The sequence below is a fragment of the Streptomyces flavotricini genome, from assembly GCF_020639365.1.
In the GTDB taxonomy this organism is placed as follows: domain Bacteria; phylum Actinomycetota; class Actinomycetes; order Streptomycetales; family Streptomycetaceae; genus Streptomyces; species Streptomyces flavotricini.
The window spans coordinates 5,599,680-5,617,214 of record NZ_JAINUL010000001.1; the positions used below are offsets into that span (position 1 = coordinate 5,599,680).

General features: G+C 72.9%; 16 protein-coding genes, 1 tRNA gene and 1 pseudogene. 15 read left to right on the forward strand and 3 right to left on the reverse strand.

Annotated features, from left to right (window positions below; all coding sequences use genetic code 11):
* Nucleotides 1-31 precede the first annotated feature (31 nt).
* Both K7B10_RS25495 and K7B10_RS25500 read right to left on the reverse strand, forming a co-directional pair.
* Nucleotides 32-1,276 (reverse strand): ALF repeat-containing protein, encoded by a 1,245-nt coding sequence (locus K7B10_RS25495; protein ID WP_229339427.1) that lies wholly within the window; start codon nucleotides 1,274-1,276, stop codon nucleotides 32-34.
* 81 nt (nucleotides 1,277-1,357) lie between these two features.
* Nucleotides 1,358-2,479: a Gfo/Idh/MocA family oxidoreductase gene (locus K7B10_RS25500; RefSeq protein WP_229339429.1), complete on the reverse strand. Its 1,122-nt coding sequence runs from the start codon at nucleotides 2,477-2,479 to the stop codon at nucleotides 1,358-1,360.
* Nucleotides 2,480-2,567: 88 nt separating this feature from the next.
* Between K7B10_RS25500 and K7B10_RS25505 the strand changes: the two genes are divergently transcribed.
* The 14 genes and pseudogenes from K7B10_RS25505 (at nucleotide 2,568) to K7B10_RS25570 (ending at nucleotide 15,709) form a co-directional block, all read left to right on the forward strand.
* Nucleotides 2,568-3,623, forward strand: coding sequence for an ROK family transcriptional regulator (locus K7B10_RS25505; protein ID WP_308284636.1), 1,056 nt, complete (start codon nucleotides 2,568-2,570; stop codon nucleotides 3,621-3,623).
* 137 nt (nucleotides 3,624-3,760) lie between these two features.
* Nucleotides 3,761-3,997: pseudogene (locus K7B10_RS25510) on the forward strand (maleylpyruvate isomerase N-terminal domain-containing protein); the annotation flags it as partial.
* A 162-nt stretch (nucleotides 3,998-4,159) separates the two neighbouring features.
* Entirely contained in the window at nucleotides 4,160-4,954 is a 795-nt protein-coding gene (locus K7B10_RS25515) for a hypothetical protein (RefSeq protein ID WP_229339435.1), read from the forward strand.
* A 33-nt stretch (nucleotides 4,955-4,987) separates the two neighbouring features.
* Nucleotides 4,988-5,752 (forward strand): GntR family transcriptional regulator, encoded by a 765-nt coding sequence (locus K7B10_RS25520; RefSeq protein WP_229339437.1) that lies wholly within the window; start codon nucleotides 4,988-4,990, stop codon nucleotides 5,750-5,752.
* A gap of 147 nt (nucleotides 5,753-5,899) precedes the next feature.
* The gene (locus tag K7B10_RS25525) at nucleotides 5,900-7,021 is read left to right on the forward strand and encodes a TIGR03364 family FAD-dependent oxidoreductase (protein ID WP_229339439.1); all 1,122 of its coding nucleotides are present in this window, start codon (nucleotides 5,900-5,902) and stop codon (nucleotides 7,019-7,021) included.
* Nucleotides 7,022-7,035: 14 nt separating this feature from the next.
* On the forward strand, nucleotides 7,036-7,746 hold the full coding sequence (locus K7B10_RS25530; protein ID WP_372481462.1) for a phosphonatase-like hydrolase: 711 nt from the start codon (nucleotides 7,036-7,038) through the stop codon (nucleotides 7,744-7,746).
* Nucleotides 7,743-8,792, forward strand: a complete 1,050-nt coding sequence (locus K7B10_RS25535; RefSeq protein ID WP_229339443.1) for an ABC transporter ATP-binding protein — start codon at nucleotides 7,743-7,745, stop codon at nucleotides 8,790-8,792. Before K7B10_RS25530 ends, K7B10_RS25535 begins: the two co-directional genes overlap by 4 nt.
* Nucleotides 8,785-9,789 (forward strand): 2-aminoethylphosphonate ABC transporter permease subunit, encoded by a 1,005-nt coding sequence (locus K7B10_RS25540; RefSeq protein ID WP_229339445.1) that lies wholly within the window; start codon nucleotides 8,785-8,787, stop codon nucleotides 9,787-9,789. The genes K7B10_RS25535 and K7B10_RS25540 overlap by 8 nt, the downstream gene beginning before the upstream one ends.
* Complete coding sequence (locus K7B10_RS25545; RefSeq protein ID WP_229339447.1) at nucleotides 9,776-10,573, forward strand: ABC transporter permease; 798 nt, start codon at nucleotides 9,776-9,778, stop codon at nucleotides 10,571-10,573. Before K7B10_RS25540 ends, K7B10_RS25545 begins: the two co-directional genes overlap by 14 nt.
* Before the next feature lie 31 nt (nucleotides 10,574-10,604).
* Nucleotides 10,605-11,687 carry a 2-aminoethylphosphonate ABC transporter substrate-binding protein gene (locus K7B10_RS25550; RefSeq protein ID WP_229339449.1) on the forward strand — a complete coding sequence of 361 codons (1,083 nt, stop codon included), beginning with the start codon at nucleotides 10,605-10,607 and terminating at the stop codon, nucleotides 11,685-11,687.
* Nucleotides 11,688-11,832: 145 nt separating this feature from the next.
* On the forward strand, nucleotides 11,833-13,362 hold the full coding sequence (locus tag K7B10_RS25555) for an alkaline phosphatase family protein (RefSeq protein WP_229339451.1): 1,530 nt from the start codon (nucleotides 11,833-11,835) through the stop codon (nucleotides 13,360-13,362).
* 140 nt (nucleotides 13,363-13,502) lie between these two features.
* Nucleotides 13,503-14,282 (forward strand): HAD-IIA family hydrolase, encoded by a 780-nt coding sequence (locus tag K7B10_RS25560; protein ID WP_030866406.1) that lies wholly within the window; start codon nucleotides 13,503-13,505, stop codon nucleotides 14,280-14,282.
* A gap of 79 nt (nucleotides 14,283-14,361) precedes the next feature.
* On the forward strand, nucleotides 14,362-15,024 hold the full coding sequence (locus tag K7B10_RS25565; RefSeq protein WP_229339453.1) for a hypothetical protein: 663 nt from the start codon (nucleotides 14,362-14,364) through the stop codon (nucleotides 15,022-15,024).
* A gap of 10 nt (nucleotides 15,025-15,034) precedes the next feature.
* The gene (locus K7B10_RS25570) at nucleotides 15,035-15,709 is read left to right on the forward strand and encodes a class F sortase (RefSeq protein WP_229339455.1); all 675 of its coding nucleotides are present in this window, start codon (nucleotides 15,035-15,037) and stop codon (nucleotides 15,707-15,709) included.
* A gap of 57 nt (nucleotides 15,710-15,766) precedes the next feature.
* Here the strand turns inward: K7B10_RS25570 and K7B10_RS25575 are convergent.
* Nucleotides 15,767-15,840: transfer RNA gene (locus tag K7B10_RS25575), tRNA-Lys, on the reverse strand.
* 248 nt (nucleotides 15,841-16,088) lie between these two features.
* On the opposite strand from K7B10_RS25575, the gene K7B10_RS25580 reads away from it, so the two are divergent.
* The gene (locus K7B10_RS25580) at nucleotides 16,089-17,528 is read left to right on the forward strand and encodes a peptidoglycan-binding protein (protein ID WP_229345402.1); all 1,440 of its coding nucleotides are present in this window, start codon (nucleotides 16,089-16,091) and stop codon (nucleotides 17,526-17,528) included.
* Nucleotides 17,529-17,535: the final 7 nt, after the last annotated feature.

Consider the following 17,535-nt stretch of genomic DNA (forward strand, 5'->3'; position numbering starts at 1 on the left):
TGCGTGTGCCCTACGACGTGCGGGCCGCGGGTCAGTCCTTCGTGGACGCCCGGCGGCGGCGGTTGGCGAAGACCAGGCCGGCTCCCGCACCGAGCGCGGCGGCGCCGCCGCCCGCGATCAGGGCGGTCTCGGTGCCCGTGCTCGCGAGGGCCCCGTCGGAACCGCCCGCCGCGGTCATCCCGGTGTTGCCGACCGCTCCGGTGCCGGTGGCCCCGGTCCCGGTCGTCCCCGTCGTCCCGGCCGTCCCGGTCTGCCCGGTGGTCCCGGTGGCGCCGTCCTTGCCCGCGTCCGGCTTGCCCGTCTGCGCGTCGGCCGCGGCCTTGTCCTTGTCGCGGGCCGTGAACTGCCCGGTCTTCAGGAACTCGGCGCGGTCCGCCGGCGTGCCGTTGATCGCGATGATCGCGGCCTTCTTCAGTTCCGGGCCGGCCTTGTTCAGCATCGCCCAGATCAGGACCATGTTGTCGTCGTCGCGCAGCTCGTGCTGCGTGGTCGTCACGAAGGTGCGCAGCTGCGCCGGGGTCGGGTTCCCCTTCAGGAGGTTGACGATGCCCTCCTTCAGGCCCGGGCCGGCCCCGTCGAGCATCGCGAACAGCGCCACCCGGTCGTCCACCGCCCGGATCTTGTGCTGCCCGTTCGCGACGAACTCGCGGACCTCCTCGGGCGTCCCGCCGTCCATCAGCCGGTTGACCGCCTCGGTGATCCCGAGGCCCGCGCCGTTGAGCATCCGGGCCATCTCGACCAAGTCGTCCTCGTAGCGGGCGGTGTGCTGTCCGTGCTTGAGGAACTCGGTCAGCGCGGCCTGCGTGTCCGCCTTCATGGCGGCCTTGCCGGCCTTCTGCACGGCCCGGCCGCCGACGCCGATGATCTGCGAGACCCGTACCCGGTCGTCGGTGAACTGCTCCCGGGCCCACTCCACGTCGAGGAACTTCCGCAGGTCGGCGGCCGATCCCCCGAGGGCCTTCTCGGCCGCCTCGCGTACGCCCGGCCCGCTCGCCGGATCCGCCAGGACCGCCTCGACGGCGGCGCGGTCCTTCACGGCCTGCGGGTCGTCGGCCGCCTTCTCCGTCTGCTCGTCCTCCGGCTTGTCCGCGAGCTTGCCGGCCGACCCGTCCGCCGACCCGTCCGCCGCCGCGCCCGCCGCCTGGTCCGGCACGGTCGCAGCGGCCGGTGCGGCTGCCTGCGCCGAGGCGTCGGCGGCGAAGGCCGGAGAGGCGAGCAGGACGGCCGGGGCCATCGCGGCGGTGGCGACGGCCGATGCGATCCGGGGCAGCTTCACAGACAGGTTCCGTTCTTCACACATGTGATGATCTACAACCTGTGCAGGATAGATGGCCCCTGAACCTCAAACTGTCCATTTTCAGGACATGGTGGAACCCAGCTCCACGGTCACCCCGTCCCGGGACGAGACCCGCGCCGCCTCCAGCACCTCCAGGCACCGCGCCGCCTCGTGCGCGGTGACCGGCACCGGCCCGCCCTCGCGCAGGGCCGCCCGCACCGCCGCGTAGTACGCCGGGTAGTCACCCGGTACGGTCGCCACCGGCGCTCCGCCGCCGGTCAGCGGGGACTCGCCGGAGCCCACCCGGCCCCACAGGTGCTCGGGCTCCTCGCCCCACGGGGTGTCGCCGACGCCCGGCCGCTGCCCCTCGCGAAGGGCCGCCTCCTGCGGGTCGAGCCCGTACTTGACGTAGCCGGCGCGCGAGCCCAGGACGCGGAAGCGCGGGCCGAGCTGCGCGGTGGTCGCGCTGACGTAGAAGTGGGAGCGGACCCCGTTCGCGTGCGTGACGGCGATGAAGGTGTCGTCGTCCGCCTCGGCGCCCGGGCGGCGTACGTCGGTCTCCGCGTACACGCGGACGGCCGGGCCGAACAGGACCAGCGCCTGGTCGACGACGTGGCTGCCGAGGTCGTACAGCAGGCCGCCGATCTCCTCCGGGGCGCCGGACTCGCGCCAGCCGCCCTTCAGCTGCGGGCGCCAGCGCTCGAAGCGGGACTCGAAGCGCTGGATCTCGCCGAGCTCGCCGTCGGCGATGAGGCGGCGCAGGGTGAGGAAGTCGTTGTCCCAGCGGCGGTTCTGGAACACGGACAGGAAGGTGCCGGTCTTGTCGGCGAGGGCGGCGAGTTCGCGGGCCTCGGCGGCGGTGGCGGCGAGCGGCTTGTCCACGACGACCGGGATGCCGGCGTGCAGCGCGGCGGTCGCGAGCGGGACGTGGGTCTTGTTGGGGGAGGCGATGACCACCAGGTCGGGTGCGGGGGTGAGCTCCCAGAGCTCCTGCGCCGTGCCGACGATCCGCGCGTCGGGGTACGCCTCGCGCGCCTGGGCCTGGCGGCCCGGGTCGGAGGTGACGATCGTGTCGAGGACGAGCCCGTCGGTGGCCGAGACGAGCGGCGCGTGGAAGACGGAACCGGCGAGTCCGTATCCGATGAGGCCGACGCGGAGGGCGCAGTTCGACCGCGTGGGGGCAGCGGAAGGGGAGGCGTTCATGCCTCCACTTTGGCAACAGTGTTGCTTAAGTGCAAGGAGGGTGGACAATGGGAAGGTGGACTGGCGTAGCGGAAGCAACGGAAGCGGCGTGAACCTACCGGCGCTGCGGGGCCACAACGACGCGCTCGTACTCGCCCTGCTGCGCGAAGCGGGTCTCGACGGTCTCGGCCGCACCGAGCTCGCCGCCCTCACGCGCCTCACCCCGCAGGCCGTCAGCAAGATCATTGGGCGGCTGCGCGCGGAGGGACTCGTCGCCGATGCCGGCCGCGGCCCGTCCACCGGGGGCAAGCCGCGGACGCTGCTCCAGCTGGCCGCCGGCGCCCGGCACGCCGTCGGGGTGCACGCCGACCGCGACGAACTGCGGGCGGTACGGGTGGACATGCTGGGCACGGTCGTCGAGCGGTTCCGCGGCCCCCTGGACTTCGCGGACGGACCGGATGCCGTCGCGGACGAGGTCGCACGGGCCGTGGACCGGCTGTGCGGGAACGCGGGCGCGGGATCCCTGCTGGGCGTCGGCGTCGCCGCGCCGGGACCGCTCGACTGGCGGGTCGGCGTAATGGGCCGGGTGACGGGATACCCCGAGTGGGAGGGGTACCCGCTGCGGCAGGCGGTGGCGGACCGGCTCGGGCCCGACGCCCCGCCGGTACTGCTGGACAAGGACACCAACGCGGGGGTCGCGGTCCCCGGTCGCAGGGCCGTCGGGAACTCCCTGTACCTGCACCTCAGCACCGGCCTGGGGGCCGGGCTGCGGCTCCGCGGCGAGGTCTTCCGCGGGGAACGCTCCGCGGCGGGGGAGTTCGGGCACCAGGTCCTGCTGCTGGACGGTCCGCCCTGCCGGTGCGGAGGGCGCGGGTGCGCGGAGGTGCTGTGCCTGGAGGCGGTGGCCCGCGGGGACCTCCCCGAGGCGGCGCGGATCCTGGGTGAGGGCGCTGCGAACGTGGTCGCGCTCCTGGACGTGGACCGGGTGTGGCTGGGGGGACGGGTGGTGGACTCCGCACCGGAGGTCTTCACGAGGGGCGTCCGCCGCGTCCTGGAGGCCCGCACCCTGGGCGGCCCCGTTCCGGAGGTCGCCGCGTCCGAGGACGGTGTCGCCGAGGGGGCGGCGGAGCTGGCCCTGGCCCCGCTCTTCGGCCGCGTGGGCTGAGCGCTCGGCCGGGCCGCCCGGCCGGCAGGGGCTACGTTGCCCGCATGGAGCTCTTTTCGCGTTCTTGGGGGGCCTTGCTCGAGGCCGTCGACGCGCTCGCGGACGCCGACTTCGGGCGGGAATCCGGGTGCCGGGGGTGGCTCGCCCACCACCTCGACCTCATCGCGCACCTCCCCGACGGTCCGCCCCCACCGCCCCCGGAAGGCCTGGCCCGGTCCCGCGCACTGCTGGAGCGGATCGCCGGCGCCGCCTTCCCCGCGTCGTTCACCGACCGCGACGCGCTCCTCGCCGGGACCGGCCGACGGGCGCCGACCCCCTCGGAGCAGGCGGAACCGGGCGCGCTCGCCGGGCGCCTGCCCCCCGTCCTCGGCTGATCCGATCAGGCGTAAGGCGCGAGCCGGCAGGCGTGGCGGGGGGAGGGGGGTGTGAGGGCGTGGGAGGGTGCCGGGAGGCCGGGGTGATTGTCGCCTCGTCCGACCATCGCAACGGTCCACCCCATCACCCCCGTCCGGCGAGCAGCGAAGCGAAGGTCTTCCATGCGACTGCGCAAAGCCCTTGCCCTCTCCGCCGTCCCCGTCCTGGCCGCCGTCGCCCTCTCCACCCCGTACGCGGCCGCGGACGTCGGCAACGGCGGCGGCGCCCGCCCCGCGCCCGCGCTGCCGTCCCGGATCGAGGCCACCTGCGGGGACGGGAAGAGCAGCGCCTTCCCCATCGGTGCGCGGATCCGCGGCGGTCCGGCCGTCTACCGGACCGGCGGCGGGCCGCAGACCTGGTACCTGGACCTCACCAACACCACCAACTCCGAATGCACCGCCATCCACCCCGTCGTGGTGTTCACGGACGCGGCCCGCGCCCTGCTCCCCGCCCACTTCCGGATGGAGTTCGAGGCTCCGGGCGGGACCCTCCCCGTCAGCCTGGAGCGCAGCGACCGGGACGAGATCATCGCCGTCTTCGACGGGGGCGAGGCCTTCTCCGGCTTCGCCGTCCGGGCCGGCGGCTCCCTGACCGTCAAGGTCAGTCTGGCCTTCGCCCCCGGCACGCCCGCCGGTGAGGTCCTCGCGGACGCCGCCCTCGTGCAGCGCAAGGCCGACGACGGCGACTGGGTCGGCGAGGCGGGCGGCTACCGGTTCTCCGTCGAGGGCCCCGAGAACGAGAGCGGCGACGCCGGGTCCCTCGCGCAGACCGGCCCCCGCAACCGGCTGTACGGCATCGGCGGGGCCGCCTCCCTCGTCACCGGCGCCGGGCTCCTGCTGGCCGCCCGCCGGCTGCGCGCCCGTACCGGTCCGCCCGCCGCCGACACCCCCCGCACCCCCGGCACACCGGCGCGCTGATCCCCGTACATCCGCCCCGCGTACAGTCCCAGGGTGGAAGAACAGAACCTGCACCACCGCCCCGGCTCGCCCGTCCGTTCCGGCATTCCGGAGCACGGTCGCGTCCCCAAGTACTACGCCGTCAAGGCCCTCGTCGCGGACCTTCTCGACGACCTCGGCGAGGGCGGACTGCTGCCCACCGAGCGGGATCTCGCCGAGCGGTACGAGGTGTCCCGCGAGACCGTACGGCAGGCCCTGCGCGAGCTGCTCCTGGAGGGCCGGCTCCGCCGCTCCGGCCGCGGCACCGTCGTCGCCGGTCCCAAGCTGGAGCAGCCCCTCTCCCTCGCGAGCTACACCGAGGGCGTACGCCGCCAGGGCCGCCGCCCGGGCCGCAACCTGATCGGACTGGAGCGGTTCCCCTGCCCGCCCGAGCTGGCCCCCGGCATCGGCGCCGAGCCCGGCGAGCCCGTCTGGCACCTGGAGCGCGTGCTGCTCGCCGACGACGAGCGGGTCGGCCTGGAGAGCACGTACGTCCGGGTGGCGCGGGCGCCCCGCCTCGACAGCGAGTTCCCGCCGGACTCCTCCTTCTACGGGTACCTCCTCGACAGGCTCGGGATCTCCTTCGGGGACGCCGACGAGAAGCTGGAGACCGTCCTCGCCACCCCCCGCGAGGCCCTTCTGATCGGCACCCCGCCGGCCCTTCCGATGCTGCTCATCCACCGGTTCTCGCGGGACCAGGACGGGCAGCCGCTGGAGCGGGTCCGTTCTCTCTACCGTGGTGACCGGTTCAGCTTCACGACCCGTCTGCGGCCCGAATAGTCCTGCTCGGGGCGGCCCAAGGCGGCGAAAAGGGGCGTAGGGAGATCACGAGAAGGTAACGGGTCTAGTCCAAGCGTCGAGGTCTGTTCACCGTCCCGTCGCCGCCCTGACCCTCCCGGTCCACGGGCCGCGGCCACCGTGGGGCACGTGAGAGTCATAGTCGTCGGAGGCGGCGTGGTCGGCACCATGCACGCCTGGCAAGCAGTCGAACGCGGCCACGAGGTCGTCCAGATCGAGCGAGAGGCCGAGGCCCGCGGCGCGTCGCTGCGCAACTTCGGTCAGATCTGGGTCAGTGGGCGGGCCGGGGGCGAGGAGCTCCAGACCGCCCTGCGGGCCCGCGAGCTCTGGGAGCAGATCGGCGCGGAGGTGCCCGGCCTGGGCTTCCGCGCGATCGGCTCCCTCACCCCGGTCCGCAATGCCCGTGAGTACGCGGTCGCCGAGGCGGCCGCCGCCCGCCCCGACGCCGCCGCAAGGGGCTACGAACTGGTCACCGCCGCGCGGGCCCGGGAGATCAACCCCGCCCTGCGCGGGGCCTTCGAGGCCGCCCTGTGGTGCGAACGGGACGCGGCCGTCGAGCCGCGCACCGCCCAGCTCCACCTGCGCGGGGCCCTCGAGGCGAGCGGTCGCTACACCTTCCTGCCCGGACGGGAGGTGCGCGAGGTCGTCGGAGACGGCGCCGTACGCGACGACCACGGTGACGTCCACCGGGGCGACGCCGTCGTCCTGGCCACCGGTGCCTGGCTCTCCGGCCTGGTCCGCGAGCTGGTCCCCGACCTGCCCGTGCGCCGCGTCCGGCTCCAGATGATGCAGACCGCCCCGCTCGGCGAGGAGCTCACCACCTCCATCGCCGACGCCGACAGCTTCCGCTACTACCCCGCGTACCGGAGCGGGGCCCTCGACGTCCTCAACGCCGAGCAGGCCCAGGCGCCGGTCGCCGCCGCGCACAAGATGCAGCTGCTGATGGTCCAGCGCCGGGACGGCGGACTGACCATCGGCGACACCCACGAGTACGAGCACCCCTTCGCGTTCGACACCCTCGAAGACCCGTACGAGTACCTCACCGAGGTCGTCGAGTCCTTCCTGGGCCGCCCGCTGCCGAAGATCCGGCACCGCTGGGCGGGCGTGTACGCGCAATGCACCGACACCACCCGCGTCGTCCACCGCCAGCACGTGGCGGACGGCGTCTGGCTGGTGACCGGACCCGGCGGCCGCGGGATGACCTGCTCGCCCGCCATAGCCGAAACCACCGCGAACGAACTGGGCTGGTAGGGAACATGAGCACCGTGAGCAACCTGAGCACCGCCGACGGCAGGTCCCACCGGCTGATCGTCCTCGACATGGCCGGCACCACCGTCGCCGACGGCGGCCTCGTCGAGCGCGCCTTCGAGCTCGCCGCCGAGCGCATCGGCGTCGAGCCGGGCACCGCCGACCACGAGGCCAAGCTCCAGTACGTCCGCGACACCATGGGCGAGTCGAAGATCTCCGTCTTCCGCCACCTCTTCGGCACGGAGGAGCTGGCCCGGCGGGCCAACTCCGCCTTCGAGGAGGCGTACGGAGAGCTCGTCGACGGCGGGCTCATCGCCCCGGTCCCCGGCGCCCGCCGGACCATCGAGAAGCTCCGCGCCGACGGCCGCACCGTCGTCCTGACCACCGGCTTCGCCCGCGTCACCCAGGACGCCATCCTCGACGCCCTCGGCTGGCAGGGCCTGGCCGACCTCACCCTCTGCCCCGCCGACGCGGGCGGCCGCGGCCGCCCCTACCCGGACATGGTGCTGGCCGCGTTCCTGCGCACCGGCGCCGCCGACGACGTACGGGACGTCGTGGTCGCGGGCGACACCGCGTACGACATGCTCTGCGGCCGCCGCTCCGGCGCCGGGATCGTCGCGGGCGTCCTCACCGGAGCCCACGACCGCGCGGCGCTCACCGGGCACGGCGCGACCCACGTCCTCGAGTCGGTCGCCGACCTGCCCGCGGCCTTGCTGGAGTCGGCGTGAGCGGCATCCGCTTCGAAGGGGTCAGCGTCGAGTACGGGGGCAACACCGTGCTGGACCGCCTCGACCTGACCGTCGAGCCCGGCGAGGTCATGGCCCTGCTCGGCCCCTCCGGCTCGGGCAAGACCACCGCGCTGCGCGCGGTCGCCGGCTTCGTACGGCCGGCCGCGGGCCGGGTGCTGATCGGCGGCCGGGACGTCACGGCGCTCCCGCCGCACAAGCGCGGCATCGGCATGGTCGTCCAGCAGTACGCGCTCTTCCCGCACATGCGGGTCGAGGACAACGTGGCCTTCGGCCTCAAGGCGCAGAAGGCCCCCAAGGCGGAGATGGCCGGGCGCGTCGCCGAGGCGCTGGAGATGACCGGCATGGCGGCGTACGCCAAGCGCCACCCGCGCGAGCTCTCCGGCGGGCAGCAGCAGCGCGTGGCGATCGCCCGCGCGCTGGCGATCCGGCCCGGGGTGCTCCTGCTCGACGAGCCGCTGTCCGCGCTGGACGCCCAGCTGCGCTCGGGGATGCTCGCCGAACTGGCCCGGCTGCACCGCGAACTGCCCGACGTGTCGATCCTGTACGTCACCCACGACCAGGTGGAGGCGCTGACCCTCGCCGACCGGATCGCGGTCATGGACAGGGCCCGGCTCCAGGACTGCGGCACCCCGCAGGAGCTCTACCGGGCGCCGCGCACCGAGTTCACCGCGTCCTTCGTCGGCAACGCGAACCTGCTTCCGGTGACCGTCGCCGAGGCGGGGGCCCTCTTCGCGGGGCGGGCCCTGGAGCTGGACCGCGGGCGCGCCGTCCCCGGCGCGCACGCGACCCTGTGCGTACGGCCGCACCTGCTCGGCCTCGGCGCCGGTCCCAACGCGCTGAGCGGGACGATCACCGAGGTCCAGTGGCGCGGCTCCACGCACCGGCTGTACGTGGACGTCGAGGGCCACCGGATCAAGGCGGACCTGCCGGAGCTGCGCGAGACCCCGGCGCTGGGCGACCACGTCACCCTGCACTTCGAGCCGCGCGACGCCGTGCTGCTGGCCGCTGGGGTGTCGGATGGCTGACGCCCCGCGCCCGGGCGGCCGGGCGACGGCGCACATACCGGGCACGCGGACCCCGGAGCACAACGGCGCCGCGCCCGGTCACGGCGGCACCGCCCGGCACCGGGCCGTGGCCGGGCCCGGAGCCGCCCCGTCCGGCTCCCGCACCCCGCAGGGGACCGGCGCCCCGCAGCGGACCCGTACCGTGCCCGGCTGGCTGTGGTCCCTGCCGCCCGTGGCCGCGCTCGCACTGGTCTTCCTCTACCCGCTCGCCCTGGTCGTCCAGCAGTCCTTCAGCCCCGAGAACGGCGGCGGCGCCTTCGACGCGTACGCCTCCGTCTTCCGCTCGCACTCCTTCCGCGAGGCGCTCGGCACCACGGTGTGGCTTGCCGCCGGAGCCACCGTCGGCTGCCTCGTCCTCGGCTTCGTGCTCGCGCTGATCATCGCCTTCGTCCCCTTCCCCGGGGCCAAGGCCGTCTCGAAGTTCATCGACGTCTTCCTCTCCTTCCCCTCCTTCCTCATCACCCTCGCCCTCCTCTTCATCTACGGCACGGTCGGCATGGCCAACGGGCTCTGGACCGACGTGAGCGGCAGCGCCGAGGGGCCCTTCCACTTCCTCACCACCCCGTGGGGCGTACTGCTCGCGGAGATCACGTACTTCACGCCCTTCGTGATGCGCCCGCTGCTCGCCGCCTTCTCCCAGCTGGACACCGCCCAGCTGGAGGTGGCCTCCTCGCTCGGGGCCAAGCCCGCGCGGATCGTCCGGCGCGTGATCCTGCCCGAGGCCCTTCCGGCGCTCGCCGCCGGCGGCAGCCTCGTCCTGGTCATGTGCCTCAACGAGTTCGGGATCGTGCTGTTCACCGGCGCCAAGGACGTCACCACCCTCCCGATGCTCGTCTACGGCAAGGCGATCCTGGAGTCCGACTACTCGGCCGCCTGCGTGGTCGCCGTCGTCAACATCGCGATTTCCGTCGGCCTGTTCGGCCTCTACCGGGTGGTGGGCAAGCGTGCTGGTGCATAGCAAGACCGGCCGCTGGGCCGCCTGGGGCCTGTTCGGGCTCCTCTTCCTGCCCCTCTTCGCCCTGCCCCTGCTCGTCGTGGTGACCGCGTCGTTCTCCACTCACTGGTCGGGGGCCTTCCCCTCCGGTCCGACCACCGGGAACTACGCTTCCGCCGTGCGGGGCGAATCCCTCCAGGCGCTGACCACCTCGCTGGTGACCGCCCTCGTCGCGAGCCTGCTCGCGCTCACCGTCGGGACCTGGGCCGCGCTGGCCGCGGCCCGGCTGAAGCGGCGCGGGAAGCGGTCCCTGGACGCCCTGTTCATGCTGCCGGTCGCCGTGCCGTCCGTGGTCGTCGGCCTCGCCGTCCTGGTCGCCTTCAGCAAGCCCCCGGTGCTGCTCAACGGCACCAGCTCAATCGTGGTCCTGGCGCACACGATTCTTGTCACCGCGTTTGCCCATCAGTCGGTTTCGGCCGCCATCGTTCGTCTCGACCCCGCGTACGAACAGGCGGCGGCCTCCCTGGGCGCCCGTCCCGCGTACGTGCTGTGGCGGGTCAAGCTCCCCCTCCTGCTGCCGTCGCTGACGGCGGCCGCCGGACTCTGCTTCGCCCTGTCCATGGGCGAGCTGAGCGCCACGATGATGCTCTACCCGCCGGACTGGATGCCCCTCCCCGTCCGGATCTTCACCGCCACCGACCGCGGTTCGCTCTTCGGCGGGTCCGCCGTCGCCGTGGTCCTCATGACCGCCACCCTGCTGGTCCTCCTGGCCGTCTCCCGCATCCGCACCAGAGCCACCTACCGCTGACTCCCTTTCCCCCGTAAGGAAGTTCTTCCCCATGTCCAGAAACGCCACGTCGCTCCGCGTCACCGCCACCGTCACCGGCGGCCTGGCCCTCGCCGCCGGCCTCACCGCGTGCGGCGGCTCGACGACCCCCGCCGAGTCCAAGGGCGGCGGCGAGAAGATCGTCACCGTCTACAGCGCCGACGGCCTCAAGAGCGAGAAGGGCGACGGCTGGTACGACAAGGTCTTCGCCGAGTTCACGAAGAAGACCGGAATCCAGGTCAAGTACGTCGAGGGCGGCTCGGGCGAGATGGTGCAGCGCGCCTTCCGCGAGAAGACCAACACCCAGGCCGACGTGATCGTCACCCTGCCGCCCTTCATCCAGCAGGCGGACGGCAAGGGCCTGCTCCAGGCCTACAAGCCGCAGGGCTCCGACAAGGTCAACGGCGTCGACAAGGCCGCCGACGGCAAGTGGACCTCGATCGTCAACAACTACTTCGGCTTCATCCACAACAAGAAGGAGCTCGCCGAGGCGCCCAAGACCTGGGAAGAGCTGCTGGACTCCAAGTACAAGGGCAAGCTCCAGTACTCCACCCCGGGCGTCGCGGGCGACGGCACCGCCGTCCTGGTCAAGGCGATGCACGACTTCGGCGGCAAGGAGCCGGCGCTGGAGTACCTGAAGAAGCTCCAGGCCAACAACGTCGGCCCGTCCTCCTCCACCAGCAAGCTCGCGCCGAAGACCGACAAGGGCGAGCTGCTCGTCGCCAACGGCGACGTCCAGATGAACTTCGCGCAGTCCAAGTCCATGCCGAACCTGGGGATCTGGTTCCCGGCCAAGGACGGCGGCAAGCCGACCACCTTCGCCCTGCCGTACGCGGCAGGCCTGGTGGACAAGGCCCCGCACACCGAGAACGGCAAGAAGCTCCTCGACTTCATGCTCGGCGAGGAGGCCCAGAAGCTGGTCAGCGAGGTCGGCGGCGGCTTCCCGGCGCGCACCGACGTCAAGCCGACCGACGCCAACGCCGTCGAACTCACCAGGCTCATGACCGGTGTCGAGGTCTTCGAGCCGGACTGGGCGGACATCGACAAGAACCTGACGAGCTACGTCGACGCGTGGAAGTCGGCCACCGGAAGCTGATTGGTCGCCTCCTGGTCACCCGCGACCAGGAAAGTGACGCTTGCATAACGGGTCTGGACCGAAGAGCGCACCTTCGGTCCGGACCCCGCGCACGTCCACCGCAAGCCCACCCGCGCCTTCCCCACGATTACTCCCGGAGGAGTACGTGCCCACTGTCCTGTCAGGACGCGCCCTCGCCGTGACCGCAACCGCCACGGCCCTGCTCGCCACCGCCCTCGGCGCGCACACCGCCACCGCCGGGACGGCCGCCACCGCCACCACCGACAAGGTCCTCGTCATCGGCATCGACGGCACGGTCCTGGACCGTGTCAAGGCGGCCAACGCCCCCCACCTGCAAGGCCTGATGGCCCAAGGCCTCACCGCGAAGAGCACCCTCTACGCGAACCCGATGGCCGCCACCTCCTCGGGCCCCGGCTGGTCCACCATCGCCACCGGCGTCTGGCCCGACAAGCACGGCGTGAAGGACAACACCTTCACCGGCAAGAACTACACGGCCTACCCCGACTTCCTGACCCGCATCGAGAACGCCAAGCCGGCGCTCAACACGTACGCGGCCGCCGACTGGGAGCCCCTCACCTCCACCGACGCGGGCGGCCCGGTCTTCTCCGCCAAGGTCGACAAGCGCCTGGGCCTCAAGGGCGACCGCGACGGCTACGGCACGGAAGACCCGAAGATCGCCGCCGCGGCCTCCGCGGAACTGCAGGGCCAGAACCCGGACGCCGCGTTCGTGTACTTCGGCCAGGTAGACGGTGCCGGACACTCCTACGGCGCCGCCAGCCAGCAGTACCTCGATGCCATCGGCCGCGTGGACGTGATGGTCGGCCAGCTGCTCGCCGCCGTGCAGAACCGCCCCACGTACGCCCAGGAGAACTGGAAGATCCTGGTCACCACCGACCACGGGCACACCGACGCGGGCGGCCACGGCGGCTCCACCATCCAGGAGCGCGGCACCTTCGTCATCGCCAAGGGTGCGGGGATCCCGGCCGGTTCGGTCCGCAGCGACGTCAAGCTCGTGGACGTGGCGGCCACCGCCATGGCGCAGGTCGGCGTCGACCCCGGCACGGCGATCGACGGCATCCCGCTGAACGCCCCCGACGACAACGACCCGTTCGACACGCTGCGGCCGAACCTCCAGGCCCGCGTGGACGAGACGGGCATCCCGGCGGGCGTGAAGGGCTTCACGCACACCCCGCCGGCCGGCTGGTCGATCGACAACTCCAAGATGGGCACCGGCGGTGTCACCGAGTGGGCCGGCTGGGCCTTCGCGACCGACGAGTTCTGGAGCCAGGCCCAGCGCGACCAGTGGCGCGAGCTGAACGTCCGCTCCCGTGACGTGTTCGCCGTCGCCGACTCCGACGAGTGGGACGACACGTCCCACACCGGTTCCTACGACTCCACCCTGATCACCCCCAAGTGGGCCGTGGCCGGGGGCACCACGAGGAACCTGACCTTCCAGACCCACTACCACCACGAGGCCGGCCAGACCGCCCAGGTCCTGGTCTCCTACAACGGAGCCGCTCCCACGGTCGTCAAGAGCTACACCGCCGACGCGGTCGCCAAGGCGGAGTCCCTGACCCTCCAGGTCCCGGCCGGCGCCACCGACGTCCAGGTCCGCTTCCGCTACGCCGGCACCAACAACTGGTACTGGACCGTCGACAACGTCAAGCTCGGCTGAGCCGCTCCCGGCGGGCGGGGTCCGGGCTGTGGACGCCCTCGTCGTCCGCGGCCCGGCCCCGATAGGGTGGTAGAGACCACAGGTGACGGGCCTGCGGTCACAGGTCAGAGGTCCGGCCACCGAGAGCGGAGAACAATCCAGTGGCAGAGCGCAAGCCGATCGAATCCTGGCTCACCGACATGGACGGGGTCCTGATCCACGAAGGCACCCCGATCCCCGGCGCCGATGCCTTCATCAAGCGGCTGCGCGAATCCGGCAAGCCCTTCCTGGTCCTGACCAACAACTCCATCTACACCCCGCGCGACCTCCAGGCCCGGCTCTCCCGCATGGGCCTCCACGTCCCCGTCGAGAACATCTGGACCTCGGCGCTCGCCACCGCGAAGTTCCTCGACGACCAGCGCCCGGGCGGCACCGCGTACGTCATCGGCGAGGCCGGACTGACCACCGCCCTGCACGACATCGGCTACATCCTGACCGACCACGAGCCCGACTACGTGGTCCTCGGCGAGACCCGTACGTACAGCTTCGAGGCGATGACGAAGGCGGTCCGCCTGATCAACGCGGGCGCCCGCTTCATCTGCACCAACCCGGACGAGACCGGCCCCTCCACCGAGGGTCCGCTGCCCGCCACCGGGGCCGTCGCCGCACTGATCACCAAGGCGACCGGGAAGCAGCCGTACTTCGCCGGCAAGCCCAACCCGCTGATGATGCGGACCGGCCTGAACGCCATCGGCGCGCACTCCGAGAGCAGCGCGATGATCGGCGACCGGATGGACACCGACGTCCTGGCCGGGCTGGAGGCCGGGATGCAGACCTTCCTCGTGCTGACCGGACTGACCTCCGCCGCGGACACCGAGAAGTTCCCGTACCGGCCGACCAAGACCGTCGACTCGATCGCCGACCTGGTCGATCTCGTCTGATCCGAACGGGTCAAGCGCGCGGCGCTCCGGATGCGGAGCGCCGCGCCGCACGTGAACCTCCTTGATGAGGAGGTTCACCATGCGCACTGCTCTGATCGCACTCCGTGTCACCGGGGTGGCCGTCGCCCTGACGGCGCTCACCGCCGTGTCCTCGCCCACCGCCCTGGCGGCCGGCGAGGAGAAAAGCGGCAGCGTCTCGGTAGATCCGCGCCAGGCCGAACCGGGGGCGCAGGTCAAGCTGCGCGTCCACGGCTGTGAGGACAAATGGGCGACCGCCAAGTCCGCGGTGTTCGTGTCGGAGGTCCACCTGTCCTCCGGCCGTGACGGGGACAAGTCGCTCTCGGGCGACGCGATGATCAGCTCGCACGCCCAGCCCGGCTGGCACCCCGTCCAGGTGAAGTGCGACGGGGGCGAGGACCGGATCCGCGGCACCGTCGAGGTGGTCCGGCGCCGCGACGACCACGAGAAGGACCGGGACCGCGACCGGCCGAACCCCCACCAGACACCGGTCTGGCCCGTCCACGCGGGCGGCGGCGGGATGTCCGCCGAGCTGGCGGCGACGGACCGGGCGGTGCGTGCGGCCCAGGCGGCGCAGGACCAGGCCGCGGCGGCCAAGAAGAGCCACGGCGGCGAGGGCCCCGGCCTCCCGCACACCGTGATCGGCGCCGTGCTGGCCGCCGCGGCCACCCTGGCCGTCGCGTTCCGGGCGCTGACGCTGCGCCGGCGCCGCAGCGGCGAGTGAGGGTACGCCGGTGACGGGCCCGGGGGAGCCGAGGTCCTCCGGTGGCGGGCGGCTGCTGACCTTCGCCGCGTGGTCCGTACTGGTGCTCGGCCTGTGGCTGTGGGGCCGCGAGATCACCGGCGTCCCGCCGAGTGCGTCGTCCGCGCTGGCCGGCGGGTCGGCGCTGCCGGTCCCGGGGCTGCCCGCGGCGCACGCCCCGCTGGCGGCGTCGTTGCCCGCGCGGGTCGACGTACCGTCGATGGGCGTCCGGGCGCCGGTGATCTCCCGGGGCCTCGACGCGCAGGGCGCGATCGAGCCGCCGCCGTACGACAGCCCCGGCACGGTGGGCTGGTGGGGCGGCGGGGCCAAGCCGGGGGAGGCGGGGGTCGCGCTGCTGGTCGGGCACGTGGACACGGCGTCGAAGCCGGCGGTGTTCTACGGTCTGAGCGCGGCGAAGCCGGGTGGCAGGGTCCGGGTGGTCCGGACGGACGGTTCGGTCGCCGAGTTCACGATCGAGGACGTACGGGTCTACGAGCGGGCCCGCTTCGACGCGGACCGGGCGTACGGCCCGCGGATCGGGGGCCGGGCGGAGCTGCGGCTGGTGACCTGCGGGGGTACGTACGACAAGGCGGCCGGGCAGTACACGGCGAACGTGGTCGTGTCGGCCTATCTGACGGGAGAGGTCCGGCCCGGCGCGGCGGCATGAGACGCACGACGAAGAAGCCCCCCGCAGCTTTCGCTGCGAGGGGCTTCCTCTTGTCTGTGCGCCGCCAGGGACTCGAACCCCGGACCCGCTGATTAAGAGTCAGCTGCTCTAACCAACTGAGCTAGCGGCGCCTGCTGACAGAGAAAACTCTACCCCACCTCCAGTGGTGCTCGTGACCAGCCGCGCCCGCCTTGTCCGATTAACCCATGTTTGAGGGGTTTATCGTGCACGATATGTCTGGGCCGAGCCGAATCTGATGCCCCGACAGATGCCGGCCCGCCTGACCAGCGACGAGCAGGGGAGTGGACGGAACCGCATGACGATCCAGCCTCCGACGCATGTGCAGATGCCTGCGCCGATCAAGCCGGCGGCGATGCCGATGCCGGTGCCCGCTTTCGAGGAGTACGAGCCCGCGGGCGACTGCGCCTGCCCGGGCTGCGCGCAGCGCCGCCGCGCCCTGGCCCGCGCGCGGGCCATACCGCTCCGGGACGGCGGCCACCCGGCCGCCCGCGGGGCCCGCCGGGCGCTGGTGCTGGCCACTGCGGCGGGCGTGGTCCTCGGCGGTGGCGGCTCGGCGGCCCTGGCGGCGGTCAATCCGGTCCCCGGACCGGGGCCGGTCTCCCTCGACACCCCCGGCTCCCCGCAGGGCGGCCGGTCCCCGCTGCACGGACGCCCGGCCCCGGCGAAGCCGGCGGGCGCGCCCGGGGCGCCGTCGGCCGTCAAGCGGATCGACCGGACGTCGATCATCACGCGGGCGAAGACGTGGCTGGACGCGAAGGTCCCGTACAGCATGTCCACGTACTGGTCGGACGGGTACCGGCAGGACTGCTCCGGCTACGTCTCGATGGCCTGGAACCTTGGTACGAACGAGTGGACCGGCAGCCTCGACAAGTTCGCCACCAAGATCACCAAGGACGAGCTGCTGCCGGGGGACATGCTCCTCTTCCACAACCCGGCGGACCCGACCAACGGCTCGCACGTGGTGCTCTTCGGGGGGTGGGTGGACGAGACGCGCACGCACTACGTCGCCTATGAGCAGACCCGCCCGAACACGCGGAAGGGGGCGACCCCGTACGGCTACTGGAACAACGCGACGAAGTACGTCCCGTACCGGTTCAACGGGGTGACCGCCGGCCTCGCCGAGGACCCGGCGTCCACCGACCCCAAGCCGGCCGTCCCGACGGTCTTCCCCGGAGCCACGCAGTTCGGGCCGGGCGCGAACAACGAGCACGTCGCCCAGCTGGGCCGGATGCTGATCGAGCGGGGCGGGCGGCGCTTCTACCCGAAGGGCGCGAACACGGCGTGGAGCGACGCCGACCGGCTGGCCACGCAGGCCTTCCAGAGCGCCCAGGGCTGGACGGGCGCGGACGCCGACGGCATCCCGGGCACGCACACCTGGCAGCTCCTGGTCGAACACAAGGGCAAGGACATCCGCCCCTCGGCCGAGGGCGCACCGGGCTCTCCCCCGAGACCGGGCACCGTCCCCGCGCCGGGTGCGGCACCGGCGCCGGGGCATGCCGGGACGCCGGGCCAGGGCGGGGTCCACGGCCCGGTCGGGGCCCCCGGCGGCCCTGCCGCGGTGCCGGGATATCCGGGGACGTCGGTGTTCCGCCCCGGGTCCACGAACCCGTTCGTCACCGCCCTTGGACGCCAGCTGGTGAAGAAGGGCTTCGGCAAGAACTACACGTCCGGCCCGGGGCCCCGCTGGAGCGAGGCCGACCGTCGCAGTGTCGAGGCCTTCCAGCGCGCCCAGGGGTGGCGCGGAGCCGCGGCCGACGGTTACCCGGGCCCGGAAACCTGGCGCCGGCTGTTCGCATGACGGAGGC